24 protein-coding genes are annotated in these 25,596 nt (G+C 42.7%); 9 read left to right on the top strand and 15 right to left on the bottom strand.

What is annotated here, in order from left to right; genetic code table 11:
- Nucleotides 1-4 precede the first annotated feature (4 nt).
- Both gshA and rsgA read right to left on the bottom strand, forming a co-directional pair.
- The gene (gene gshA, locus OCU87_RS06990) at nucleotides 5-1,636 is read right to left on the bottom strand and encodes a glutamate--cysteine ligase (RefSeq protein ID WP_261858094.1); all 1,632 of its coding nucleotides are present in this window, start codon (nucleotides 1,634-1,636) and stop codon (nucleotides 5-7) included.
- A 300-nt stretch (nucleotides 1,637-1,936) separates the two neighbouring features.
- On the bottom strand, nucleotides 1,937-2,980 hold the full coding sequence (gene rsgA / locus OCU87_RS06985; RefSeq protein ID WP_261858093.1) for a ribosome small subunit-dependent GTPase A: 1,044 nt from the start codon (nucleotides 2,978-2,980) through the stop codon (nucleotides 1,937-1,939).
- 275 nt (nucleotides 2,981-3,255) lie between these two features.
- On the opposite strand from rsgA, the gene OCU87_RS06980 reads away from it, so the two are divergent.
- Together OCU87_RS06980 and OCU87_RS06975 are read left to right on the top strand one after the other, a co-directional pair.
- Nucleotides 3,256-3,972 carry a glycerophosphodiester phosphodiesterase family protein gene (locus OCU87_RS06980; RefSeq protein WP_261858092.1) on the top strand — a complete coding sequence of 239 codons (717 nt, stop codon included), beginning with the start codon at nucleotides 3,256-3,258 and terminating at the stop codon, nucleotides 3,970-3,972.
- 237 nt (nucleotides 3,973-4,209) lie between these two features.
- Nucleotides 4,210-6,120 carry a bifunctional metallophosphatase/5'-nucleotidase gene (locus OCU87_RS06975; protein WP_261858091.1) on the top strand — a complete coding sequence of 637 codons (1,911 nt, stop codon included), beginning with the start codon at nucleotides 4,210-4,212 and terminating at the stop codon, nucleotides 6,118-6,120.
- Nucleotides 6,121-6,232: 112 nt separating this feature from the next.
- Here the strand turns inward: OCU87_RS06975 and ald are convergent, their stop codons facing one another.
- From ald to OCU87_RS06940, 7 genes are all read right to left on the bottom strand, one after another.
- Nucleotides 6,233-7,348 carry an alanine dehydrogenase gene (gene ald, locus OCU87_RS06970; protein ID WP_261858090.1) on the bottom strand — a complete coding sequence of 372 codons (1,116 nt, stop codon included), beginning with the start codon at nucleotides 7,346-7,348 and terminating at the stop codon, nucleotides 6,233-6,235.
- A 634-nt stretch (nucleotides 7,349-7,982) separates the two neighbouring features.
- Nucleotides 7,983-8,249: a hypothetical protein gene (locus tag OCU87_RS06965; protein WP_094956154.1), complete on the bottom strand. Its 267-nt coding sequence runs from the start codon at nucleotides 8,247-8,249 to the stop codon at nucleotides 7,983-7,985.
- A gap of 27 nt (nucleotides 8,250-8,276) precedes the next feature.
- Nucleotides 8,277-8,642: a DUF2799 domain-containing protein gene (locus OCU87_RS06960; RefSeq protein WP_261858089.1), complete on the bottom strand. Its 366-nt coding sequence runs from the start codon at nucleotides 8,640-8,642 to the stop codon at nucleotides 8,277-8,279.
- A 48-nt stretch (nucleotides 8,643-8,690) separates the two neighbouring features.
- Nucleotides 8,691-9,335 (bottom strand): HAD family hydrolase, encoded by a 645-nt coding sequence (locus tag OCU87_RS06955; RefSeq protein ID WP_062690388.1) that lies wholly within the window; start codon nucleotides 9,333-9,335, stop codon nucleotides 8,691-8,693.
- A gap of 253 nt (nucleotides 9,336-9,588) precedes the next feature.
- The gene (arsJ, locus tag OCU87_RS06950) at nucleotides 9,589-10,818 is read right to left on the bottom strand and encodes an organoarsenical effux MFS transporter ArsJ (protein ID WP_261858088.1); all 1,230 of its coding nucleotides are present in this window, start codon (nucleotides 10,816-10,818) and stop codon (nucleotides 9,589-9,591) included.
- A 34-nt stretch (nucleotides 10,819-10,852) separates the two neighbouring features.
- The gene (locus OCU87_RS06945; RefSeq protein ID WP_062690386.1) at nucleotides 10,853-11,851 is read right to left on the bottom strand and encodes an ArsJ-associated glyceraldehyde-3-phosphate dehydrogenase; all 999 of its coding nucleotides are present in this window, start codon (nucleotides 11,849-11,851) and stop codon (nucleotides 10,853-10,855) included.
- Nucleotides 11,852-11,967: 116 nt separating this feature from the next.
- Nucleotides 11,968-12,168: a hypothetical protein gene (locus tag OCU87_RS06940; RefSeq protein WP_261858087.1), complete on the bottom strand. Its 201-nt coding sequence runs from the start codon at nucleotides 12,166-12,168 to the stop codon at nucleotides 11,968-11,970.
- 84 nt (nucleotides 12,169-12,252) lie between these two features.
- Between OCU87_RS06940 and pnuC the strand changes: the two genes are divergently transcribed.
- The 3 genes from pnuC to OCU87_RS06925 all read left to right on the top strand — a co-directional run bounded on the left by pnuC (nucleotide 12,253) and on the right by OCU87_RS06925 (nucleotide 14,673).
- A complete protein-coding gene (gene pnuC, locus OCU87_RS06935; RefSeq protein WP_261858351.1) occupies nucleotides 12,253-13,017 on the top strand; it encodes a nicotinamide riboside transporter PnuC in 765 nt (254 codons plus the stop codon).
- Nucleotides 13,017-13,754, top strand: coding sequence for a nucleoside phosphorylase (locus OCU87_RS06930; protein WP_261858086.1), 738 nt, complete (start codon nucleotides 13,017-13,019; stop codon nucleotides 13,752-13,754). Before pnuC ends, OCU87_RS06930 begins: the two co-directional genes overlap by 1 nt.
- Nucleotides 13,755-13,992: 238 nt before the next feature.
- On the top strand, nucleotides 13,993-14,673 hold the full coding sequence (locus tag OCU87_RS06925) for a Crp/Fnr family transcriptional regulator (protein WP_062690384.1): 681 nt from the start codon (nucleotides 13,993-13,995) through the stop codon (nucleotides 14,671-14,673).
- 127 nt (nucleotides 14,674-14,800) lie between these two features.
- Here the strand turns inward: OCU87_RS06925 and dcuC are convergent, their stop codons facing one another.
- Nucleotides 14,801-16,195, bottom strand: coding sequence for a C4-dicarboxylate transporter DcuC (dcuC, locus tag OCU87_RS06920; RefSeq protein WP_261858085.1), 1,395 nt, complete (start codon nucleotides 16,193-16,195; stop codon nucleotides 14,801-14,803).
- A gap of 495 nt (nucleotides 16,196-16,690) precedes the next feature.
- Between dcuC and OCU87_RS06915 the strand changes: the two genes are divergently transcribed.
- Entirely contained in the window at nucleotides 16,691-17,347 is a 657-nt protein-coding gene (locus OCU87_RS06915) for a Qnr family pentapeptide repeat protein (protein WP_062690381.1), read from the top strand.
- Between the two features lie 150 nt (nucleotides 17,348-17,497).
- Here the strand turns inward: OCU87_RS06915 and OCU87_RS06910 are convergent, their stop codons facing one another.
- The 4 genes from OCU87_RS06910 to OCU87_RS06895 all read right to left on the bottom strand — a co-directional run bounded on the left by OCU87_RS06910 (nucleotide 17,498) and on the right by OCU87_RS06895 (nucleotide 21,894).
- Nucleotides 17,498-17,992, bottom strand: a complete 495-nt coding sequence (locus tag OCU87_RS06910; RefSeq protein WP_261858084.1) for a phosphatase domain-containing putative toxin — start codon at nucleotides 17,990-17,992, stop codon at nucleotides 17,498-17,500.
- Between the two features lie 17 nt (nucleotides 17,993-18,009).
- The gene (locus OCU87_RS06905; protein WP_261858083.1) at nucleotides 18,010-18,828 is read right to left on the bottom strand and encodes a metalloregulator ArsR/SmtB family transcription factor; all 819 of its coding nucleotides are present in this window, start codon (nucleotides 18,826-18,828) and stop codon (nucleotides 18,010-18,012) included.
- A 115-nt stretch (nucleotides 18,829-18,943) separates the two neighbouring features.
- Nucleotides 18,944-20,005 carry an alpha/beta hydrolase gene (locus OCU87_RS06900; protein WP_261858082.1) on the bottom strand — a complete coding sequence of 354 codons (1,062 nt, stop codon included), beginning with the start codon at nucleotides 20,003-20,005 and terminating at the stop codon, nucleotides 18,944-18,946.
- Between the two features lie 254 nt (nucleotides 20,006-20,259).
- Nucleotides 20,260-21,894 carry a GMC family oxidoreductase gene (locus tag OCU87_RS06895; protein WP_261858081.1) on the bottom strand — a complete coding sequence of 545 codons (1,635 nt, stop codon included), beginning with the start codon at nucleotides 21,892-21,894 and terminating at the stop codon, nucleotides 20,260-20,262.
- A gap of 255 nt (nucleotides 21,895-22,149) precedes the next feature.
- On the opposite strand from OCU87_RS06895, the gene OCU87_RS06890 reads away from it, so the two are divergent.
- Together OCU87_RS06890 and OCU87_RS06885 are read left to right on the top strand one after the other, a co-directional pair.
- Nucleotides 22,150-24,153 (top strand): SDR family oxidoreductase, encoded by a 2,004-nt coding sequence (locus OCU87_RS06890; RefSeq protein ID WP_261858080.1) that lies wholly within the window; start codon nucleotides 22,150-22,152, stop codon nucleotides 24,151-24,153.
- Nucleotides 24,154-24,200: 47 nt separating this feature from the next.
- On the top strand, nucleotides 24,201-24,467 hold the full coding sequence (locus tag OCU87_RS06885) for an acyl-CoA-binding protein (RefSeq protein WP_261858079.1): 267 nt from the start codon (nucleotides 24,201-24,203) through the stop codon (nucleotides 24,465-24,467).
- A gap of 100 nt (nucleotides 24,468-24,567) precedes the next feature.
- On the opposite strand, the gene OCU87_RS06880 is transcribed toward OCU87_RS06885, so the two are convergent.
- Nucleotides 24,568-24,954 (bottom strand): DUF805 domain-containing protein, encoded by a 387-nt coding sequence (locus tag OCU87_RS06880; protein ID WP_261858078.1) that lies wholly within the window; start codon nucleotides 24,952-24,954, stop codon nucleotides 24,568-24,570.
- A 204-nt stretch (nucleotides 24,955-25,158) separates the two neighbouring features.
- Between OCU87_RS06880 and OCU87_RS06875 the strand changes: the two genes are divergently transcribed.
- Entirely contained in the window at nucleotides 25,159-25,581 is a 423-nt protein-coding gene (locus OCU87_RS06875; RefSeq protein ID WP_261858077.1) for a YcgJ family protein, read from the top strand.
- Nucleotides 25,582-25,596: the final 15 nt, after the last annotated feature.

Here is a 25,596-nt window from a genome sequence, read left to right as displayed (position 1 = left end):
GCCTTTAGCACTCGTACGTTAATGCTGTTTTTTGTTGTAAATAATCATCAAAGCTAATGGTGTCATTGGCTTCAATTTCTTGCTGTAACTCTAAAGATTGCTTTGCGGCGACCGTTAGCTCTTTGTATAGCGGTGTTGTTTTACTCACCAATTGGTGCTGCCTTGCATGCGCTTGAGACAAGCCTAACAATAAATCGGTATAGGACAGATTATCGCGCAGCATATCAGCCAACACTCGCGCAGACGGCGTTAAGCTAGCATCAAACAACTTGGCTTTTTCTCTCTCTACACTTTGCGCATACACTGTGGCTTCTTGTTGGTCTTCGAAAAGAGGTAGCAAGGCTTCCATATCAGCTAGCAGGTTTAACCCTAACGTTTTTAGTGGTTGCTCACCCTCTAATGTCGGCAGTTTTAGTTGAGGTTTTCGTCCTTGCATCGCAACACATTCTTGGCGCTGCTGTATCACGGCTTGTTCATCTGCATCTAGCGCTGCACTTGGTAAAAGCGCGCAGTAGAGTAAGAACAAATCCAAGAAATAACTCTGCGTTTGATCAAGCCCAAGCGGTAAATAAGGATTAATATCTAGGCTACGTAACTCTATGTATTCCACGCCATAACGGCACATTGCGTATAAAGGCCGGAGCTCATTATTAACAATTTTGGGCCGCACAGAACTGTACAATTCATTCTCTAATTGCAGTACTTTGTTGTTCACTTGCTGGTTTTGTTCAAACTGTGCGTAATACTCACTTGGCATCGCCAAAATGTTATATAAGCCAGATAAATAATCATGCTTATTGTTGTAATTAAGCGCGTATTTAGACTGCTCGCTATTACTGTAACCTAAGTTACTTAACCGTAACGACGTTGCCCAAGGTGCATAATAAGTGCGGTGATTATCCGCTGTAGCTGAACCAAAATCAGCTATGCCGAAATCCAGTTCATCCAGATCATGCTGCTTACCCACTAAGTACGAACTATCAACCGCGGGTGATGCACCAAATAAATAACCAATAATCCAACCATGACGCATGATATTGCGGATCATATGGAAGTAACGATCTGAGATAAATTCACTCAACGGTTGGGGACTATTCTCAACCTGATGCAAGGCTTGCCAAAAGGTTTCTGGCAACGAAAAGTTATAGTGGATACCCGAAATCGTCTGCATTTTTTTACCATAACGATTAGCCAATCCATGACGGTAGCGTTGCTTCATTTGCCCCACATTCGAGTGACCATAATCCGCTATAGCGATTGCTTCTTCACTTGGTAAACGTGGCGGCATACTGGCCCCCCACATCACTTCGCTATCGGACAAATTATTCGCAACATAGCCATGTAAGGTACTGAGGTGATCAAACATTTGACCTCGTTCAGCATAAGCAGGCGTCACCAACTCTAGCTGTGCCTCGGCAAAGTCAGTCGTGATGTTTGGATGTGTTAACGCCGCACCTAATGCTTGAGGGTGCGCATGTTGTGATAAGTTGCCATCAACGGCAGTTCGAACCCCTTCTTTCTCAATGCCACGACGAATACCGCTTAGCGCATTAAGGACATCTTTGTATTGGTGTAGCCACTGAGGTGCAGAATTCATAGCACCTTGCTCTTTTTGCGCGCCAACTTTCTGTAACATGTCTTCTCGTTCTCTATCAAACTGTGTCGATTATCTCGGTGTTTCTTTTAAACACCACGAAGAAAGCCACTCCCATTGAGTAAGCCATGAACCGACACTCAGTAATCACTTTTAGGCAGCAATCACGTTTAGGATTCATGTAGCTAAGACGAACGAGAAAGGAAAAAGACGAAAGAAAATTGAAAATAAATCAAAAATTAGCAACAACGGACAACGCCACCGAATGCGGTGGCGTTAATGTTTGAATAACAAGAAGCTAGCGGGAATCTAGAACACCAATAATCTTGATAATTAAATCGATTAAAAGCCTTTTTTACGCTGGCGTGATTCATTTTGAATCGTGCTAATCATTTTACCGAAGGCTTTATCTTTAGTGCGTTTCTCAGCCAAGGTAGCACCATTAAACGCTTGTTCACGCAACAGCTTTTGGTAACTGATAAAACGCCTTTCCGCTAGGGTTCCCTCTGCTAATGCAGCTTGAATCGCACAGCCGGGTTCACTGCCATGCTGACAGTCAGCAAAGCGACATTGATCTGCAAGCTCTGTGATTTCGCTAAAGGTATCATTCACCCCTTTTTCGCAATCTGTCAGCTGCAATTCACGCATTCCTGGGGTATCCATCAACAAGCCACCTTGTGGCATCCACTTTAAGGCACGAGATGTGGTGGTATGGCGGCCTTTGCTGTCATCTTCACGAATACCTGCGGTGAGCTGAGCTTCAAAACCCATTAAGCCATTGACCAATGTAGATTTCCCAACACCTGAAGACCCAACCAATGCCAAGGTTTTGCCTAAGCTACAGTAACCAGACAGTTCTTTAAGGTGTTCTGGGTCTAGCGCATTAATGGCATGCACCATCATAAACGGGTCTAAATCTTGAACTTGTTTGCGTTTCTCGTCTGCATCGTCGCACTGATCTTCTTTCGTCAGAACTATCACAGGCTCGACTTCTGCATCTTTGGCTAAGGCCAAGTAACGTTCAATGCGACTCAGTTTAAAGTCGTTATTTAATGAGCACACCACCAGCAAGCTATCAACATTAGATGCGATCAACTGTGTGTCCAGTTTAGATCCAGGCGCTTTACGTTCGAACAATGATTGACGCTCTAACAGGCGATGAAGTTTCAAATTATCATCAAATAGCACCCAATCACCGACACAAAGTCGATCACTCTGTGGCGATTGCATTAGGCTTGCTTGACCTTGTTCACTCATTACAATCGCACCGCTACGATGCTGTTCAACAACGCGACCAATCTGAAAATCAGTCAGCTCTTCAAGTGTGAGTTGTTGTCGGAAAAATGGACGCCACCCAAGTTGAGCTAATGTCGGTTTTGTATTCATTCTTGTTTTACCTTAGACACACTATGCCTACTCAATTTGTATTCTAAATGTCTCGGTATTTGTCACGATTTAGCCTAGCAGCCAAAAGTGGTTAAGCCGATAGACATAATAATAACGGTAACACCTGAATGTGAATTGAAAAAAAACGACAGTTTAGATGGATTTCCGCCCCCCCAACTTTAACCTTGTATTTAATATTGCTATCAGCAATAAAGATTCCGTCATCATAATTGGATACACTCCACTCATAAACCGTTTATACATATGGATTTACTATGATTTCAGGCCATCGTGGTGCACGCGCGCTTGCACCAGAAAACACCCTAGCTGGCATTAAGAAGGCTGCTGAATGTGGCGCAACATGGGTAGAAATGGACGTGCAGCTTAGCGCGGATCGGGTTCCAGTAATGATCCACGATAAAACCGTGAACCGCTGTACTAATGGCCGTGGTAGCGTTGGAAAGATGTCGCTGGAAACATTAAAACAGCTCGATGCAAACGCCAAGTTCATGGGCGATGGCAAAGATTTGTATATCGGAGAGCAAATTCCAACCTTGCAAGAGGCACTGCTTCTTTGCGACCAGCTTGATATTACGATGAACTTAGAAATTAAGATCCACCGTAAAGCAGAAGTGCTCCCACTGGTTGAACAGATAGTACAGACCGTTAAGCAGCTTAATTTTCCGCTCGATAAACTGGTATTTTCCAGCTTCGATCTGGGTGTGCTTACTTACTGTAAAACGCTCTACCCAGAAGTACGTCGTGGCCTGATTACCTCAAAAAACAGACGTAATATGATGGGAAAAGCACAAGACCTGTCGCTGTACAGTATTCATTACGATCAGAGTAAGCTCACCGAAAGTATGGCAACCAAAATTAAAACCGCTGGTTTGCAATTACACATCTGGACCATGAATGAGCCCGATAAAGCCGCTATGTTCCGCTCATGGGGCGTCGATAACATCATCACTGATTACCCGAATAAATTTTAGGGCTAAGCCCGTTACTGTTGCATCATTAGGCTGATTATTGCTCAGCCTAATTTTCAAACGGTAATAAATGACTTACCTTCCATCCTTTTATGCGCATCAGTGAGATAGCACTCACACTGCGTGGTATATATCGAATCTGTTTCAATAAAAGAGTGACATGCATCACCCAAATGAGATGTATATCCCCCTACCATAGCGCCCGAAACCATTACATAATTCTAATTCGAGCCTTATTCTATGAAAAAGCAGTTACTTACTTCTGCCATACTTCTTGCGTTAAGCGGAGCTGCATTTGCAGCTGACGGTGATATTACCGATGTCACTATTCTGGGGACATCTGACATTCATGGTCATTTCATGCCTTGGGACTACGCAAGCGATAAGCTAAATATGCGTGGTAGCCTTAGTCAAATAGCCACCAAAGTAAAACAAGTTCGCCAAGAGCAAAGCAATGTTATTTTGGTTGATGCGGGCGATACCATTCAAGGTAACTTTGTTGAAACATTTAAAGATGAGCCAGTTGATCCTATGATGCTGGGTTTCAACGAAATGTCTTACGATGTATGGGTATTGGGTAACCACGAATTTGATTTCGGCTTGAAGGTGCTAAACCGTTCATTATCGCAATTTGAAGGCCAATCACTTGGTGGCAACATTAAACGTGCAGATGGTAACCCTTTTCTACCCGCTCATACCATTATTGAACGTAACGGCATTAAAATTGGTGTTATCGGCATGGATACACCGATGACTGCAGTTTTCGCTGAAGGCACTAATCGCCTAAATGGCATGACCTTTACCAACCCTTCACTGGAAGTTAAAAAAGTCATCAAGCAAATCGACGATAAAGTTGATGCGATTGTGTTAGTTGCGCACATGGGCTTAGATAACGAGAACAATATTAAAGACACTGGCGTTACCGATATTGCCAATGCCAACCCAGAAATTGATGCCATTGTTGCTGGTCATATGCACACCCGTATCGACAAAGCAGTTGTAAACGGCGTTATCATCACCGAACCAGACAAATATGGCCGTGCTCTTTCTCGTATTGATCTTCAATTTGAAGAGCGTGATGGTCAGTTCACTCTCGTCAATAAAGACAGCTTCACCTACAAAATTCAAGGCACCGATTCTGATAAGAAAATGGAAAGCTTGTATGCCCCTTATCACAAGCGCCTGCGTGAAAACGCAAATCGCTCGGTCGCGGAACTAACAGGTACTGATCTTGTTCCTGAAAATGAAATTAAAGGCATACCGCAAGTTCATATTCAAGACACGGGTATTAGTGCGCTATACCAAGAAGCCAGCATGCATTACGCGCCTATGGCCAATGTGATTGCACTTCAAATTGATAACGACAAAGCTGAACTTGATGTTGGCCCAATCAAAGCGAAAGACATTGCTTTCAACTACCAATACGCTGGTGGTGAAATTACCGTTTATGAAATGACGGGGAAAGAGCTGAAAACCTACATGGAATGGTCGGCTGGCTACTTTAACAGTGTAAAAGATGGCGATGTGACTTACAGCTTCAACCCTGAACGTCGCTCATCAAAATACTCAACCAACGACTTCTTTGCTGGCGTGACTTACACCATTGATTTAACAGAGCCCGCAGGCAAACGTATTAAAGATCTTAAGTTTGCTGACAACAGCCTGATCACAGATACCACCCCTATTCATCTTGGTATGAACAGCTACCGTATGGGCCACTTAACTAAAGCGGGTGGCGTATTGGAAGGTCGTAAATTCCCTGTCTTATTTGATACAGAAGAAGAGTTCGGCGAGGAAGCCGGTACTATTCGTAACCTCACCATTAAGTACTTAACAGATGTTAAGCATGGCCAGTACGAAGGTAAGCCAATGCATCGCTGGCATTTGGCTGGATTAACAGGCTTTGAAAAAGAAGCGAAGATCGTTAAAGATCTCGTGAACAGCGGTAAGATCTCAGTACCTACTAGTGAAGACGGCCGTTACACCAATGTAGCTGCTCTTAATGTGAAAGATAAAATTTTCAGCAATAAAGCAAGCATGGAAAAAGTGCTTGCAAGCTTACAACACACGGTTAAAACAGCGAAAAATGATGTTGAAAAACGCGCTGCACAACGTGACATCGTTCTGATCGAAAACTTAAACAGCTTTTAATATATTGAAAGTAAGGTAGTGCTCTAAAACAGCAGCCTGAGCCTAATTAAAAGCATAAAAAATCCCCGTCACTGAACAGTACGGGGATTTTTTTATATTTAATTTTTACCGATTACGCAATGGCAGCTTCTGGTGCGACGTATGGCATATCTAGTGCTTCAGACACTTCTTCGCAAGTAATCTGACCACGGTATACATTCAAGCCGTTTAGAAGATGCTTATCATCTTGTAGTGCTTGTTTGTAACCTTTGTCTGCTAGCTGAAGAATGTATGGAAGCGTTACATTGTTCAGTGCAAACGTAGAAGTACGTGCAACGGCACCCGGCATGTTAGCTACACAGTAGTGAACCACATCATCAACAATGTATGTTGGGTCACTGTGCGTTGTGGCGTGTGAAGTTTCAACACAACCACCTTGGTCGATAGCAACATCTACGATTGCAGCGCCAGGTTTCATCGCTTTAATCATTTCAGCAGTGACTAGTTTTGGTGCTGCTGCGCCCGCTACCAATACACCACCAATAACAAGGTCAGCTTCTAATACGTGCTTTTCAATCGCATCTTTAGTTGAGTAAACACACTGTACATCACCGCCAAACTGCGCATCTAAGTGACGTAATACATCGATATTACGGTCAAGTACCACGACATTAGCACGTAGGCCAACGGCCATTTGTGCTGCGTTTGCACCGACTACACCACCACCGATGATAACCACTTTCGCAGGCTCAACACCTGGTACGCCACCCAGTAGCATGCCGCGGCCGCCTTTTGATTTTTCTAGGGCAAAAGCACCGGCTTGAATCGACATACGACCCGCCACTTCAGACATAGGCGCAAGAAGCGGTAGACGGCCTTGGTTATCGGTCACTGTTTCGTAAGCGATACACACTGCTTTACTGTTGACAAGGTCAATCGTTTGTTCTGGATCTGGAGCAAGGTGAAGGTAAGTAAATAAGATTTGACCTTCACGAAGCATCGCACGCTCAACAGCCTGCGGTTCTTTAACTTTAACAATCATTTCAGCTTCAGCGAAAACATCTGTAGCTGTTGGCAGAATTTGTGCACCAGCATCAATATAGTCTTGGTCACTAAAACCAATCCCTGAACCCGCTAGCGTTTCTACATATACTTTATGGCCATGCGCTACTGCTTCACTTACAGATGCTGGAACCATACCTACACGGTATTCGTGAACTTTAATTTCCTTAGGTACGCCAATAATCATCTTTAGTTTCCTTGCTGCCTTGTTTAAAAGTTATATACACAATAAAGAAAAAAACTTGGAATGTGGCACTAAATTTTAACTAATAAGCAACAAATGAAACTGGAATTTTATTCCACGGCAGCATGATCAACCAAGTTTGAAGTTAGTCACACCAGAAAAAACCACTTTATAGCAACAAGCCAGACCAGATAACTAGATTTTGACAGAAAACCAGATACTAAAACCACCCATAAAGGGCTGGTTAGCACTAAAAGCTTTTATTTAATGCTATTTTTTGTCTTTTCATCGGTTAAATCACACTATTGAAAGCATAATGTTGCACCAGCATACCGTAATAAATGACTTACAACACTTTGATGAAACTTTCATAACAGTGATCTATGACAACAATAATTTTCATATCGTTAACATAAAGAAAGCGAACAACCAAATACCTAAATCACATATAGAGCACTAATGATTATTATTGAGTAGGAAATCAGTGGAGCTTAATAACAACGGGGAAAATGGCAGTATGAACGGATGGTGACAAGAAAATGTTCCAGAAGATAACGATAATCTCACTAAAAAAAACCACTGTGATAAATCAGCAGTGGTTTCTCTTTAAAACTATTGAATAATAAGCGGTGAATGCTTACTCATCAAAATCCCAAGGCATGTCAGGCAGCGAGTCTAGGTTTTCACTATAACGCTTCAAGTCGAAAGTACCTTCATTTTTTGCTACATCGAACACTTCGACAGATAGCGCACAAGCAATCATTTCTAATGCTTCTTCACGCGGTGTGCCTGTCATCACTAAGCGCATCAATGTTTCTTTCACTTTTACAGGGTTACCTTCGGCCAGTTGGTTCTCAACTGTTTCTACAAGCATTTCGCCTGTCATGATTTCTTCGTTTTGCATACTTCGCCTGTTATTGCTCTTTTACTTTTAAAATGAACGGCCAGCACGACTTGTACGCCCGCTGATATAGTCTTGTCGGAACGTCCAGTCTAAGCGATCACAAATGCCATGATATGCTTGGTTTTTAACGCCGAGTATAAAAGCATTTTGTGTACAATATTCTGTTCGCCCTAACTCATAGCCGTCACTATAGGCTTGATAGCCCGTTGCTTGCAACGACTTCATTTTATCTCGGCTTCGTAGGTCATCTTCCGAATTTTTTATCATTCCTGAAAGTGCCGTTTCATAGCCATAATTTTTCCATGCAGTATCGTCATTAAATGCCAATTGTGGCTGCAGTACACAACCCGACAATGACATGCCCGTAAAAATTGGTAGAAGCCATTTATTCATATGCTCTCCTTTCTACTACGAGTTAAGTCCTTACTGCATGTTGCTACTTTACGCTATCATTCGATGAAGCAACACTTGCGCTTCTTCCATTGATGAAAAAGAGTCGTGCACGTCCACATTCCATTGTGGCAAATCTGGGTTCACTAGTATTGTTGGTAAACCCGCTGATAACGATGAGGTGACACCCGTTAAACTGTCTTCTACTGCAATCACACGATCAGGTTTTTCGTTTAATTGCTTACAAGCCAGCTGATAAATTTCTGGGGATGGCTTGTTATTCGCGACATCTTGCCCCGTCACAACACCATCAAAAAGCGATAACCAACCTAAGCTATCTAAAATGCCTTCAACATATTCACGCGGCGAACCCGTTACCACCATAAGTGGACACTGACCATGTAATTGCTTTAACGCGCGATCAACACCCGGCATAGCAGGTATTCGTCCTTGCTGTAGCCTTTCGCGTGTCAGTGTTTCCATGTCATACAAAATATGATGAATTTCTTGAGGCAGGGAAAACTGGGTCTTCAAAACAGCCGCTACTTTCGGCCAAGGCAAACCAGCATAATGAGAAAGAAACTGAGGCTGTGAAATGTCCCCACCTACAGATGCAATATAATGCGACCAATTCTGTGCATGAAAAACTTCCGAATCTATTAATGTGCCATCAAAATCGAAACAAATAGCCTGCATACTTTCACCTTATAATTATGATTTTAGTTCTTCTTTAATGAGTGATAAAGGAGGATGCCAGTACCACCTCTAGCCATACTAGAAACAATTGTCTTTGGTATCACTCTTATAAAAGTATAACGGAACTAAGCTAACGAAACCTTGCTGGCGAAGTAAATAAGGCTAAAAATGAAAAACCACGGTAAGCTAACTTACCGTGGTTTGGTATATCGATCCTTGAATGCCATCCTTACTGGCAGGCTAAAGATCAGTACTATTGTGCAGATGCTAACTTATGCTGTGGCAAACCAATAGAAATCAGGGTTGTGATAACCAAAAAGCCAAACGATACCCACAAGCAAGCAGCTAACCCTGCGGCTTGATACACCCAGCCAGATAGAATCGTACCAATTAAACGCCCCATCGCGTTGGCCATATAGTAAAAGCCGACATCCAAAGATACGCCATCACCTTTTGCATAACTCACAATAAGGTACGAGTGAAGTGAAGAGTTAACTGCAAATACGGCACCAAAGACCAATAAGCCAAATACAATGGTAAATTGCGGTTGCCAGTCATACTGAACTCCCAACGCAATTGCACCAGTAATAAAGGCTAAAACGGCGACCCAAATCAAAGCTACACGGCCATCAGGTACGACACCCTGTGCCTTGCCTGTTATGCGCGGTGCAAAGCCTTGCACAAAACCGTAAGCTATAACCCAAAGTGCAAGAAAACCACCAACCCACAAGTGATCCCAACCAAACACTTGACCAAGATAGACAGGAAGTGCCACTACAAACCAAACATCACGCGCCCCGAACAAAAACATTCGAGCTGCGGATAGAATGTTGATGCTGCGACTCTTAGAGAAAATTTCCTTAAATTTTACGGCTTTCTTTGCTTTACCTAAGTCTTTCTTTAGCAAGGTCAGGCTTATTATTAACACGACCGCCAGCACAGACGCCATGAGTACAACCGCACCTTGAAATCCGAGCCAAGCCAGCAATGCCCCACCAAGAAAAAAGCCTGCGCCTTTAAGGGCATTTTTTGAACCCGTAAGAATCGCAATCCATTTATACAGGGCGCCTTGTTGTTCGTTAGGCACTAGGGTTTTTATCGCGCTTTTTGCACTCATCTTATTTAAGTCTTTGGCGATGCCAGAGATAGCTTGTGCAAGCATCACCCACAACACAGTGAGTGAATCGGCAGGCACAGCAAGCATAAACAAGGCGGCGACTTGCATGGCTAAACCAATATTCATGGTTTTATTTAAGCCAAGTTTCGCCCCTAGCCAACCACCAATAAGGTTGGTAACAACGCCAAAGAATTCATAGAACAAAAATAAAGACGCAATTTGCAGTGGCGTATAACCCAAATGATGAAAATGCAGCACCACCAGCATGCGTAAAGCGCCATCTGTGATGGTGAAATTCCAATAATTGAACGTCACCAGCATGTATTGGCGCACTTGCTGCGGTAATTGTGAAAAAGTCGCGATCATGGTTGTACCTTATATAGCCGCTGTTGCCATCAGCTTATAAGCCGACTTTACGGATCAGTTCCGCTGTGCGTGTGGCATAGCCCATTTCGTTGTCGTACCACGCGTAGATTTTCACCATGCGATTATTCACGACCATGGTAGAAAGTGCATCAACAATGGTCGAACGTCGGTCGCCTTTATAGTCGATAGAAACAAGCGGTCGCGCTTCAAATCCTAAAATACCCGTCATTTCGCCTTCTGCAGCTCCTTGCAGCAAGTCATTCACTTCTTCTGCTGTTGTATCACGGCTAACATCAAAAATAATGTCGGTCAGCGAGGCATTTGCCAAGGGTACACGCACAGCATGACCATTAATTTTACCAGCAAGCTCGGGGAAGATTTCAACAATCGCCGTTGCTGAGCCAGTCGTTGTTGGGATCAAACTCATACCACAAGCACGAGCGCGACGAAGATCTTTATGCGGCGCATCTAAAATAGTTTGTGTATTGGTTAAGTCATGAATCGTGGTAAATGAAGACTGCTCAATACCCAGTTTTTCATGAATAACCTTCACAATTGGGGCTATACAGTTAGTAGTACAAGATGCCGCTGTCACAATTTGGTGTAGTGCAGGATCGTAAAGGTTGTCGTTCACACCAACAACGACATTCAGTACGCCCTCTTCTTTTACAGGTGCAGATACCACAACACGCTTCACACCTTGATCGAGGTATTTTTGCAGCAACGATTTCTTACGATGTACACCTGTTGCTTCCAGTACCACATCACAACCAGACCAATCTACCGCTTCAATATCACGTTCTTGGGTGCAATTAATATGCTGACCATTGGCAATAATAGTATTGCCATCGACGGTAACCTCATGTTCCCAGCGCCCTTGGATTGAATCGAACTCCAGTAAATGCCCTAACGTGACAGCGTCACCAGCTACGTCGTTGATTTGTACAAATTCGACGTCTTTCCAGTTAAATGCTGCGCGTAGTGCTAAACGCCCGATACGACCAAAACCGTTGATACCTACTTTAATAGCCATGTGATTCCCTTTTCGATATTTAAGAAGCAATAGTTAATACATTCGAATAATCATATATATGAATTAGCAGATATACAAACCCTATTAAGTTAATTATTCACCATTTTTTAGTTGTACTAATAAAAACAACGATCTAAAAAAGGTAGGAAGCTAGGACCTTCCCCCATACGAGAAAGAAAAACACCGTTGATTGTCGTGACGAGAAGACACTCACCAACTAACTCATCCACTAACTCATCCACTAACTCATCCACTAACTCATCCACTAACTCATCCACTAACTCGTCAGAAAATTCACAAAACTTGAGCCTAGCCAATAGCAGTCGGACAAATGTCCTTATGATAATAGAGGCAATTTTCTACACTGGCGCCATACGGAAAATAACCCAAGGACATACATGATGGACTTTATCGCTTGGTTCGATATCAATAACACCCTTATTAACATCCCTATTGGTGGTGGCTACGCAATGTCGTGGATTGAAGCCATCGGGACAATTTTTGGCTTGCTGTGTATTTGGAATGCAAGCCAAGAGAAAACGATCAATTACCTTTTTGGCCTTATCAATGTCAGTTTATTTGCCATCATTTTTTATCAAATTCAACTTTATGGCATCTTGTTACTGCAACTGTTCTTCTTCTGCGCCAACCTTTATGGCTGGTATGCATGGACACGACCAACATCAGAAAATGGTGACAAGCTCGAAGTACGTTGGTTGAGTAAACAAAAGCTCTCTTACACTATTGCCGTTAGCGTTTTAGCCATTGGTATTATGACAATTTACATCGACCCATTCTTCTTGGCACTGGCTAACGTGAGTGTTGATGGCTTGAATTTACTGGGCGCAGACCTAGCACGTCCGACACTGGAGCCCGATGCCTTCCCATTCTGGGATTCAGTGATGACAGTACTGTCTGTGGTCGCGCAAATTCTGATGACTCGTAAATATGTTGAAAACTGGATTTTATGGGTAGTGATTAACATAATTAGTGTCGGCATTTATGCTGCTCAAGGGGTGTATGCATTGTCGATTGAGTACGCTATTTTGCTATTTATTGCGATGAACGGAACTCGCACTTGGATGGGCACAGCGAAGCACAACCAAGCTAAACAAAATCAAACTAAGCAAAATAAAGCCGAAGAAACAGTGAACGAGTTAGCATAATGAGTAACGATGTAAAACAGCCCCATATCGCTGTCGGCTTTGACGATGTATCGGACAAAGTGATTGTGTGTGGAGAGCCAGACCGCGTAAACAGAATCGCCACGCTACTTGAGCGCAGTGAACAAATTGCTGAAAACCGCGAGTACAGAATAATTAGCGGCTACTACCAAGATCATAAGATAACGGTTTGCAGCACAGGGATCGGCTCCCCTTCCGCACTGATTGCACTTGAAGAATTAACCTTATGTGGTGCTAAGTATATAGTGCGTGTAGGGTCGGCTGGTGCACTACAAGGTAATATTGGTTTAGGTGAACTCATAGTGGCTGAAGGGGCTGTACGCGATGAAGGTGGTTCTAAAGCCTATGTGTCAAGTAGCTATCCGGCGGTAGCAAGCCGTCCACTCACCACAGAAATAGAACGCTATTTAACAGAGCATGCTTACCCTGCGCATTACGGTATTGTTCGTTCACATGACAGCTTCTACACCGATGAAGAAGATAAAATATGCGAGCATTGGAGCCGTAAAGGCGTTCTAGGTGCTGACATGGAAACGTCAGCCTTGTTTACCGTCGGAAAATTACGTGGGATTCAAGTCGCATCAATATTGAATAACGTAGTGCTATACCAACAAAATGTTCAAGAAGGTGTGAGCGAGTATGCGAACGCAAATGACATTACGGTTCAAGGGGAAATGATGGCAGCAAAAGCCGCTTTAGCTGCACTTTGTCGCTATTAATCACAATGGTTAATCCTAGTTAGAAATGTAGTTTCTTTCACAGTTAACAATCAGTTCTCCCCCAAGAACATTAGGATAGCAAAGCCCAGATTGTTCTGGGCTTTTGCTCATCCGGCTTATCGCCCAGAGTAATTGCCGATCGTCTGTCACTATCTGTGATCTCTACAACAAAGTGGATTTATTGATACATGTATCATTCCGCCACTCTCATCCTATTCATCACTATTTAACATTCGCTATGCAGCTAAGACCCTATCAAACAGGTAGATTTACCGACACCCTCAACAAACTCTACGATGAATTTCGTAAAGCTTTCTACCAGTGCCAGCTTCACAGTCGATTTTACCAAGCTGGCGAGATTATTTTGCAACAAGGCCAACCGGTTAAACATCTCTACCTCGTTTCTGTTGGTCGGGTATCGATGCACATATCTGCAATGAATGGTCGCTGCTTTCAGCTCGGGGAAGTCGAGTGTGATCACCATATTTTTGGGGAAATGGAGCTTTTTTCTCAAACAGGGTGTCAATGGAATGTGGTAGCAGAAGAACAGCTTGAAGTTGACGTTATATGTTTAAAATCCGTTGCAGAACTTATAACTCATCGTCCTGAGTTCACCCTTTTCTTTGCCAGTGCACTAGCCAATGATTACCAAGACTCGCTAGATATTTATACCTATCGCCTACTGCACTCGATAACTTACAACATTGCGTATGACTTATGGCACCGCTACCAAGAAAGAGTCACACTCGGATCGTTTGGTAAGGCAGAGCAAGAAGCAGAACGCTTTGGTACTTCAAGTCGGGTCTACCGACGTGCCGTTAAAGAGTTAATTGATAAAGGCCTAATCACTAAAACCAGCGGTGAAATCAAAATCGCCGATATTGAGGCGCTCAAATCATTCATCTTTGAATTTGAGTAATTCCAATTCGGATAAGTCAATGTTCATATTATTGTGTAAGAAAAAGCCTGATCCCTCGTCGTAAGGTATCAGACTTTGTTGTTATGGTTACACTAACCCCATCAAGAGTTAAGTAATACCAGTAGCATTAAATAGCCATTGGCAGGAAGAGAATACTTAGAATGATGTTAACCGCGAGTCCAAATGTAATTGGCGGAATGGTTCGCTTAATCAAATCAAACGGCGACACTTTTGCCATACCAGATGACGCAACGATAACCCCAGCTACCGGTGACATCGCACGACAAGCATTTGAAGCCTGTTGCATTGGCATAACCAGATAAACACCATTAATGCCCATACCATCCGCAATTTTAGGGATCAGCTCAACAAAGGCATAAAAAGCCGCGTTACCAGACCCAGTCAGGAAGGCAACTGCACCCGTCAAACCAACCAGTGCCAACATCATTGCCGTAGGGCCAAAGCCAACTTGTGAGGCTGATTCGATCAACATATTGATCGCACCGATAGCTTTCAGGCTCTGGGCAAACACACCTGCACCAACCAAAATCAGAACCACTGGCAACGCATCTTCCATCCCCTTCACAATGGCACTCATACCGTCCATTGCTAAGCGACCACTACGGTGACGAATTGCTTCCAACGCCATAGCGGTAAACAAACATAGAATGGCAATAGTACCAATGTTCATGCTAACACCTTCAATCAGGCCTAATTCACCGCTGGTGATAATGAGCACTATGATGGGTAACATCGGCAGCCAGCCGTAAAAGCCTGGCGCTTTGCCTTCTACTTCCGAGGTCCGCACATTGACATTTTTAAGATCAATTTTCTTGGTATTGCCCTGCTGAAATAACCCCTCTTTTTTATCCATATACTGCTGCCAGAAGTAATGGGCAGCCGCCATCGCAAGCATGCTTGGGATAGCCAAAGGAATTTGATATTTCATGGTGTAAATTTCAACCGACATACCAACGTTTTCAGCTGCAATCACCGAGTCGACAGCCAACGGCGAGAAACTGATAGTCGCAGTTGTTGCAATAGCAGCAGCAATCGAAATAGCAGGTAATCCAAGGGCATTTAGAACAGGGAACAAGGTCGACATCAATAATACTGCAAGGCTAGTTGCACCAAACCCTGCTAGCGAGATAAAGCTACCAATAAGAAAAGTAACAGACAGCAATAAGTAGGGTTTATTGATTCCACCCAGTAGCTTAAGTGCATTATTGATAACAATATCGTTAGCACCAATGTAAGTCATGTAACGCGCATAAGCTAGCAAGGCAAACAGGATCAGCCCCATGCCACCGAAGCGGTTATTGAACATTAAGTTCATCGACTCAAAGATATCCAGCCACGCATTACCGCTGGATTGAGCTTCTGGTATAACGGGCAACCCCATTGCAGCACAGACAGCCATTAATACCGCCGCCCCTAAAAATAGGGTGGCAATTGCGTTATATTTTTTAAGAATGGCGAATCCGACTATAGATACGACAAGTATGGAGATAAATATGCTCATTGCTTCCTCATAAGCAGTGTTAGATAACAGTGCAGAGGTATATCTCAGAGTATGCAACCAAATGTTGATTTATATCATGAGTTGCATATACACATAGTATCGCTCGCATGAAGGATCTTGTTTCTCTGTATATGGTCACATTTTGACATATTCGCTTGTTTTTTATGTATCTATCGCCGTAAAGCAATAAGCCACAGCAATAATTCAAAGAATCTTTACAAGGTATTGTTCAACACTAGAAAAGATTTACCACCATGCCAATAGTGCATTTTGCTGCAAATTTAACCAATTAATGGCTAAGACGACATTAATCCAAATTAATTTCCTCATACGCTCAGATGATAACAAGCTTGTTAGTCTTATCACGTGCGATTTTGGGGCCTTAAAGGGGCTATTTTGAAGGGTTTTAATATGTTGTTTTTACAGGGTTTTAATTACTGGTTTTTTTACGTTATCAGATGATAGTCTGCACGGGTTATTTAACGGAGCTTACCCATGCTAACGAAAAACAAATCTTTTGATCAGGCGGATTTTTCTCACCAGAACTTACGTGACTCGCATTACGAAAACTGCCAATTCTATCGCTGTAATTTCGAACGTACTGATTTAAGAGATGTACAGTTTGTTAATTGTAAATTTATTGAACAAGGTGACATTGAAGGGTGCCATTTCAATTATGCCGATTTACGCGATGCCAGTTTCAAGCAGTGCCAACTTGCCATGGCTAACTTCTCAGGCGCGAATTGTTTTGGCATAGAGTTCAGAGAGTGTGATCTAAAGGGGGTGAACTTTCAGCAAGCCAGCTTTGTTAACCATATCAGCCACAGTAGTTACTTTTGCTCTGCTTATATTACAGGTTGTAACCTTGCTTACACCAACTTTGAACGTCAGTGCATCGAAAAATGTGACCTGTTTGAAAACCGTTGGAATGGTGCAAATCTATTAGGTGCTTCGTTTAAAGGGTCGGATTTAAGCCGCAGTGAATTCTCAGAAGATAGCTGGGGACAATTTAATATGGAAAATTGCGATTTAAGCCACACTGAACTGTATGGTCTTGATCCACGGCGTGTAAGCTTACATGGTGTCAAAATTTGCGAATGGCAACAAGCTCAGTTACTTGAACCACTTGGTATTATCGTCATGCCTGATTAAGGCCTCGACCTATAAATAGATTCCGAGATGACTCAAGGTTTGGGTATAAGAAAGCAGTAAAATAAAGAAGTGAAATAAAAAGGCACGATCATCGTGCCTTTCTTAGCTATCTTTTCGTATTATTCACAATTCAGCAGTGATTCATTAGGCTTACTTAGCAAACTGAGCAATGTAATCGATGTGCGCTTGGCGAGTGAAAGCACCAGGGCGAAGCACCTGAATTTGTGCCACTGCCGTTTTCACATCAACACCGCGATCAAGCATGATACGAGCAGCAATTAAACCTGTACGGCCAGAGCCACCTTTACAATGTGCCACTACTGCTTCACCGTTATCTAATGCACGCTGAGCAGCCTGATTTGCGGCTGTCCAATTTTCATCAAAACCTTCGGCTGGTGCACAATCATCTTCTATTGGAAGGTGAAACCACGCTAAGCCCGCGTCTTTACATGCATCTGCTAATGCTTGTACTCCGTCGTTAGGCAAATCATTCATTTCTAATGCTGTCAGCACAACCGTCGCGCCTTCAGCTTTCAAATCAGCAATAGAGCTGGCTAAGTCTGCTTCTTTCGTGCCAGGGCAAGGCGTTAGCAATAACTTTCCGCTATCAGCTAAAGGAAGAGCCCAAAATGGATGAGTCGGCATAATTGATTCCTATTCTGTCAATTTTTTTCCATCAAGTGATGTTGATAGTGTTCACTTAGCGGGTTAAACATATGAGGTTTACTTAACTGAGGCTTGCGACGATCTTTTAGCTGCATTAACCGAATTTTTTCTTGGTTAATCATCGCAGAGTTACCATTGCGTACCGTTGCTAACACATGCGTAATCCAGCGAGGTAATGTGATCGGAAAATGATAGTAGATCCACTGCCCTTCGCGATGATCATTCAAAATCCCCGCATCGCGTAATAACGCTAAATGACGCGATACTTTAGGTTGGCTTACTTCCAATACCTTGGTCAGATCACTAACAGACAAAGCAAATTCATCTTCGATCAACATCAAGATACGCAAACGAAGTGGATCACTCATGATCTTAAATAACTCAACAGGCCCAATGGTTGGTGAGCTATGTTCGCCATTTAACAACAAAAACAAGGCTATTTTTGATTTTAGCTGCTCTGCTGTTTCAAAAAAACTGTCGCTGCCTGCTTGCTGTTTAGGGTCTTTAAAATCCCAGTGAATAAGCGCATCCGAATCTGTGAAGAGTTCACACTCGTTACTCGCTTTATCACATAATGTGATCACAACATCAAAATGCTGATCGCGATAAGAATCGGCTGTCACACTGTTCAAGTTATCACTGTTAATTTCAAAGTGTTCAAGCACTTCATACACCCGAGGATCAACACCTTCTGGACGCATACCCGCACTCATCACCACGTACGTATCGCCCGCCATATCGCGCATGATAGCTTCAGCTAATTGGGAGCGTGCAGAATTACCTGTACATAGAAATAATATTCGTTTCATGATCAATCGTTACTTAGTCAGCCTAAGAAGTATACTATCGCAAACTCAATATATCGCAAATCATATATATGATTTTTTACATATGTATGAAACGACCACATTCTGACTTAAATTTTCGGTTTTAATCAGGCGAATTCACTAACACCCACGACTGTACCTGATGCAAGACTTGCGGATGATTGAGCAAACCTAGATGGCTAATCCCCCCTGCGACCCATAAGTTATCCAGCGGAAAGCCAAGACGCGTAATATAGCCCCTCGCCTCACCCAATGCGCTCGATACAGGTACTAACCCATCGCCTAGCAATCTGTTTTTTTCATCTTCAATGTCATGGCCTAAGCAACTCGCAGCGGCAAAACAGTTCACGTGCAAAGGCAAATGGATATGAGGGAAAACGCCTTGCTGACCATCACGCCATGCTTCATGAAAAATCACACCTCGGCTTAAGTCACGGCTGCCATTACTGCGAACGTCAGCAATAGATGAGAACACTTTTAACGACGGAGTATCTTCAATTTGTGCGTCTAACCAACATGCCAATTTAGCAAGCGGCGCACCATTATGAGGACTACCAAGTGTCACCAAGGTTGTTAACGACTTAAGCCAAGTATGCTGATGCTGCGACGCATAATAACAAGCACTTCGGCTAACTAATCCACCCATGCTATGACCGAGTAAAACCAGCTCTTTTACTTCACAAGGCCACTCACTGATCAGCTGCTCTAGAAAGTGAGAAAAATCTTCACCGTTCTCTGAAATATGCCGACCCGTGTTGTACCTCAGATATAAAGGGGTATAACCAAATTTTTCGAATTGGCGACCATGATCAACGCCTTTACGAGTCCATTGCACATCGCTCATACACCAGCCGTGTACGCACAAGATGATTCGGGATTGCGCATCTGGCAACTGGCGTACTAACTGGGATTTTTCAAGTACCAAATCTTGCTTCTGATCACGAATCGACATGCGTTGAGCAAATCTGTGCTTTTTCTCTAGCAAGGTATCGCCAAACAACCCATTCAATGTCGCCATTACGGCAGCTGCTGGATACGATGAACCGCCATTCTCAACAAATTGTTTGATGGTTGATTGTGCTAACTCGGTGTTTTGTTTCAAGCGCTCATTTACATCGTTCATTAAGCCTTGAAATTTTTTAGAAAAATTATCTTTTGAAAACATACTTCACCCCGAGCGAAATAATGTTAGACACATAAAACATTAAATAACTGTCTCATATTTCAGTCACATTAAATATAGGAAACGCAAGAAAGCGTCCAAGTTAGGGCTAATTGATTATTTAGCAGAGAAAGGAAATTAAAATTAAGACTATGCAAAACAATTATGGTAAATAAAATTAGAACATTCACCCTAATTTTTAAAATAGATATAAATAAAGCCTAATCAAAATATTCATAGGCTTTAATTTTTAATAACTAAACGATGCCGACGGTTTTTTTCTTCTGTTGATAGCTTATTTCTACTTTGGATAAAATATCAACTGAGGCTTTTTCTGCAATCATGATTGTTGGTGCATTTGTATTTCCTCCAACTAATGTTGGCATAATAGAAGCATCAACAACCCGCAATCCAACTAAGCCGTGTACTTTTAATTCACTGTCTACAACCGCCATATTATCAGCCCCCATTTTGCAGGTACCTACAGGGTGATAAATAGACTCTGCTTTACGGCGAATAAATGCTCTTAATTCGTCATCTGACTGAATAGCTTTACCGGGATAAACCTCTTCTCCACGAAATGCATCAAATGATTTTTGCGCAAGTATTTGACGTGATAACTTAATCCCTTTCAACATCACTTCAATGTCATCAGGGTGAGACAAATAACCTGCATGGATCCTCACCGCATCGTGGGGATTGGTACTCGCCAGCGATAACCAGCCACGGCTCTTCGGCCTTAAATTACACACATGTAACGAGTAACCATGACGGACTGTTTGCCATAAATTCAAGCCATGATTATCAAGAAAGCAAGGGGAGAAATGAAACTGAACATCTGGCTCAGACAGATCGGGCGATGTTTTAGCGAAACCACCCGCTTCTGCAATATTGGTGGTGAAATTACCCTTTCGAAACAGTAAATAATCCACCGCTCCTTTTAAGGAACGTAACATGGCAACGGGGGAAAAACCAACAGAGTGGAAGGTTTTCTCTCGCGTCACTACTAATGTATCGAGATGATCTTGAAGGTTTTTACCAACCCCCGGTAAATGATGACGACAATCTATACCTAATGCTTCCAATTGCGTTTGATCACCAATGCCTGACAACATCAGTAATTGCGGGCTGTTGATTGCGCCTCCACTTAGTATGACCTCGCGCTTCGCATTAACAACATCACGCTTTCCATCCTTTTCATACTCCACACCTACAGCTTGCTTCCCATTGAACAAGATCTTGGTGGTTAACGCATCGGTAATAACCACTAAATTAGGCCGCGTTTCGCTAGGACGTAAATACCCCACCGCAGAACTGCAGCGTTGCCCATTAATTTGGGTAACTTGATAGTAACCAACCCCTTCTTGGCTTACCCCATTAAAGTCTGAATTGTAATAGTGGCCCGCTTGTTTGGCTGCAGCAACAAAAGCAACTGACAACGGGTTTTTTACGCGGAGGTCATCAACATTAAGTGGCCCACCAATACCATGGTAGGCATCTTCTCCTCGCACTTGGTTTTGTGCTTTCTTAAAATAAGGAAGCACATCATTGTACTTCCAACCTTTATTGCCAAGACTGGCCCAATGATCATAATCCCAAGCATGTCCTCGGATGTAACACATAGCATTGGATGCACTACTACCACCAAGGGTTTTACCACGAGGCCAAAATAACTGACGGTTGTTCAATTCACTTTCTGGGTCTGTGTAATAACGCCAATTCATTTTCTTTGAATGCATCATGCCTATTAAACCCAAAGGTACATGCACTAAAAAGCTAGTGTCTTTAGGTCCTGCTTCAATTAGACAAACCTTTATTTTAGGGTCTTCAGATAATCGGTTTGCTAATGTGCAACCGGCAGAGCCAGCACCCACAATGATATAGTCGAACATTATTCTTTCTCCATCCTTGAAAAGCGCCAGCTCATTCTCTTGTTGTCGATTAATTAATAATAGATGAATTCTAATTTCTTTTTGACCAATGTCTGCTTTATCTTTGAATTAGAGTGAAAACTCGATATGAAACAAATTTAAAAGGTGATCTATTTAATAATTTTAAACTTTGGCTAAAGACAGGAGCTCTGACCAGTGTAAGTTGTATATCGAAAAGGAATACATTTATCAGCTGTGAATACTTAAGGAGAGCAAATGGCATATTTTCTTACTGGCGGTACAGGTTTTCTAGGACGAAACCTGTTAACCCGCCTGTTAAAAAGAGAAGGGACGATATATGTACTTTGCCGCAATGAAAATGCTCAACAAAGACTAACCACATGGCAAGAAGAGAACGGGATCGAGGCTGGCCGCATCGTTCCAATTACAGGTGATCTCACTCAAGCTGGACTGGGGCTTTCAGAGCAAGATATCTCTGCATTAAAAGGCAAAGTCACTCACTTTTTCCACTTAGCTGCAATTTATGACCTCAGCGCTGGCGCTGAAGAGCAGCAAGAGGTTAACGTATTAGGTACAAACCATGCTTTAGAAGCGGCTAATCTACTAAGCGTCGGTTGTTTCCATCATATTAGTTCAATTGCAGCAGCAGGCTTATACGAAGGTCACTTCCGTGAGGACATGTTTAGCGAGGCTGAAAACCTTGATCACCCTTACTTTTCTACCAAACATGAATCTGAACGTGCGGTTCGAGAAAACTGCTTAGTCCCTTTCCGCATCTACCGCCCAGGTATGGTTGTTGGTGATTCGAAAACAGGTGTTGCTGATCGTGTAGACGGTCCGTATTACTTGTTTAAGATGATTCAACGCATTCGCGGTGTATTACCGGCTTGGGTACCGACAATAGGTTTAGAAGGCGGCCGACTTAATATTGTACCTGTCGATTATGTTGTCAATGTACTTGACCATATCGCACATAAAGAGGGGTTAGACGGTGGGTGTTTCCACATTACCGATCCAAAACCTTATCGTGCCGGTGAAGTGCTCAATATCTTCGCAGAAGCAGGTCATGCGCCACGTATGGCGATGCGAATTGATGCACGCTTATTTGGCTTAGTGCCAAATCAAGTGAAACAAGCGATCATGTCGTTACCGACTGTTAAACAAATTGCAGATGTCACAATGAAAGATCTCGGCATCCCAGCTGAAGTCTTGAAATTCTTCACTTACCCGACAGAGTTTGATTGCCGCGAAACACAGCAGGCGCTTAAAGGTTCAGGGATCGAGTGTCCTCGTCTTCCTCATTACGCACCTGCTATTTGGGATTACTGGGAACGTCACTTAGATCCTGAAATCTCAGGTGATCGTAGTTTGAAAGCACGCGTCGCAAACAAGATCATTTTGATCACTGGCGCAAGTTCAGGGATCGGCCAAGCAACTGCATTCAAATTAGCAGAAAATGGCGCAGAAATGATTCTGGTTGCGCGTGATGAAGAAAAGCTAGCTGAAACACGTGCGCAAGTTGAAGAGTTAGGTGGTACAGCACATACCTACCAATGTGATCTGTCTAACATCAGTGATGTGGAACGTTTAACTGCTGATATTTTAGAAATTCACGGTCGCGTTGACATTCTAATTAACAATGCAGGTCGCTCAATTCGTCGTTCGATTGCAAATTCAGTTGACCGTTTCCACGATTTCGAACGTACGATGCAGCTGAACTACTTTGGTGCACTTAAACTGACATTAGGTTTACTGCCAAGTATGGAAGCACAAGGTGGTGGCCACGTCATTAACATCTCATCTATTGGGGTATTAACCAACGCACCACGTTTTTCTGCGTATGTTGCTTCTAAAGCCGCACTCGATGCCTTCACTCGTTGTGCTGCCGCAGAATATTCAGATATGAATGTGAATTTCACCACCATCAACATGCCACTTGTGGCAACACCTATGATTGCACCAACCAAAATCTATCAATCAGTGCCGACGCTGAAACCAGAAGAAGCCGCTGATTTATTGGCGACGGCAATCATCGATAAGCCTAAACGCATTGCAACCAATCTCGGTATTTTCGGGCAAATTGTTCACGCGCTTTTCCCTAAACTTGCTGAAATCATCATGAACAGCAGCTTCCGTATGTTCCCTGATTCAAAAGAAAGCACTCAAGGAACAGAGCTAGATACTGAGAAAGGTAAAGAAAAGGCATCATCAGCAGAGCTTATTGCGCTCTCAGCATTACTACGTGGCATCTACTTATAAGTCGCGAACATCAACTTTAAACGTCTATTGGTAAAAGGAAAATTAACATGGCAGATTTAAAAGCAAGTTTCGAACAAGCTCAAAAGGATGTTAAACAGCTGACTCAACGTCCATCGAATAACGAGCTATTAGCACTTTACTCACTATTCAAACAAGCAACTGACGGCGACGTACACGGTAAACGCCCAGGTATGTTTGATTTTAAAGGTGCCGCTAAGTTTGAAGCTTGGGAAAAGCTACAAGGTATGAACGCAGACGATGCAATGCAAAAGTACGTAGACATTGTTGAAAAATTAACGAAAACATACGCGTAATTACTATCAGATTAACAATCTACACGGTTGTTAAATAAACAAAAGGCAGACCTAAGTCTGCCTTTTTTTGTCGCGAAATTCGGACGCTGTCGCCTAATCACTAGCCACTAAATTGGGCATCTTCAATATGCTTAGGATTTGGACCATACTCGTTAGGCTCCGCCTCGCTGTCTTTAACGAAAAAGTACAGCAATACAAGTGCACCAATAACAGGAATAATCACAATAAACATCCACCAGCCAACCCGACCTGTATCATGCAAACGTCTTACGCCAACAGCGATTGTTGGGATCATCACAGCAAAAGAATAGATAGAGCCCAAAATACCCGCTCCATCAGCAGATCCTGGTGTATGAAGTAGGTTATCTACCACAGCTAAACATAATGCAATCACAAGGTTAACTAAGAAGAAATACCAATACTCTTTTCGACGAGCCCTTCCTTTGAAAACAGCATAATTCTTTAAAACGTGTAAATACCAGCTCATAGACCTTCCTCTTAATATTTGCTGCTATATCTTGCTTTATTAATTGTTAGCATAAAACAGACGTTATGAAGTCGCTAAATAAATCGTTGAAATGTAAGAATGCAATATAGCTAAACAAGACAACATCAACGCATATTAGAGACAGCATTCTACCCGATTTACGATAAGCTAAATGGACATGCTCTTCACAAATAAGGCAATGCCATGCAGTTTATCAAGCACTTAGTCCGATATTCCTTGGTTTTTGGCGCAGCTTACTTTACGCACTTTACCTTTGCAACCAGCTCACCAGTACTTGAACTAGAGAAGCCAGCGACAGTAACAACATTAGCTGCTGGGATATTTTCCCCTGAGCAAGGCATTATTTGTGATGAAAAAGCAGGGTTCTGTGTCGATGGATTTGGTATTTCAATGGCTTTTACCCAGTCTTACTTAGGTGACGATGCCCAGAATAAAATGCTAAAAATGATAGAAGAAGTTGGCGGAAGCGACAACTTCGACAGTAGCCGCTTTTCATTTAGTAACAAGGTTTATTGTGATTCTGCCGAGCGTGCCTGTTTTGATGATCGCTATAGCGAGACCAAACAAATCCCCTTTACTGATACCTTATTCGCCGAAGAAAAATAATACGGTAAGCTCGCG

Source organism: Photobacterium sanguinicancri (assembly GCF_024346675.1).
Taxonomy (GTDB): domain Bacteria; phylum Pseudomonadota; class Gammaproteobacteria; order Enterobacterales; family Vibrionaceae; genus Photobacterium; species Photobacterium sanguinicancri.
Note: the sequence above shows the minus strand (reverse complement) of the source record. Positions and strands in the feature narration are given on the sequence as shown.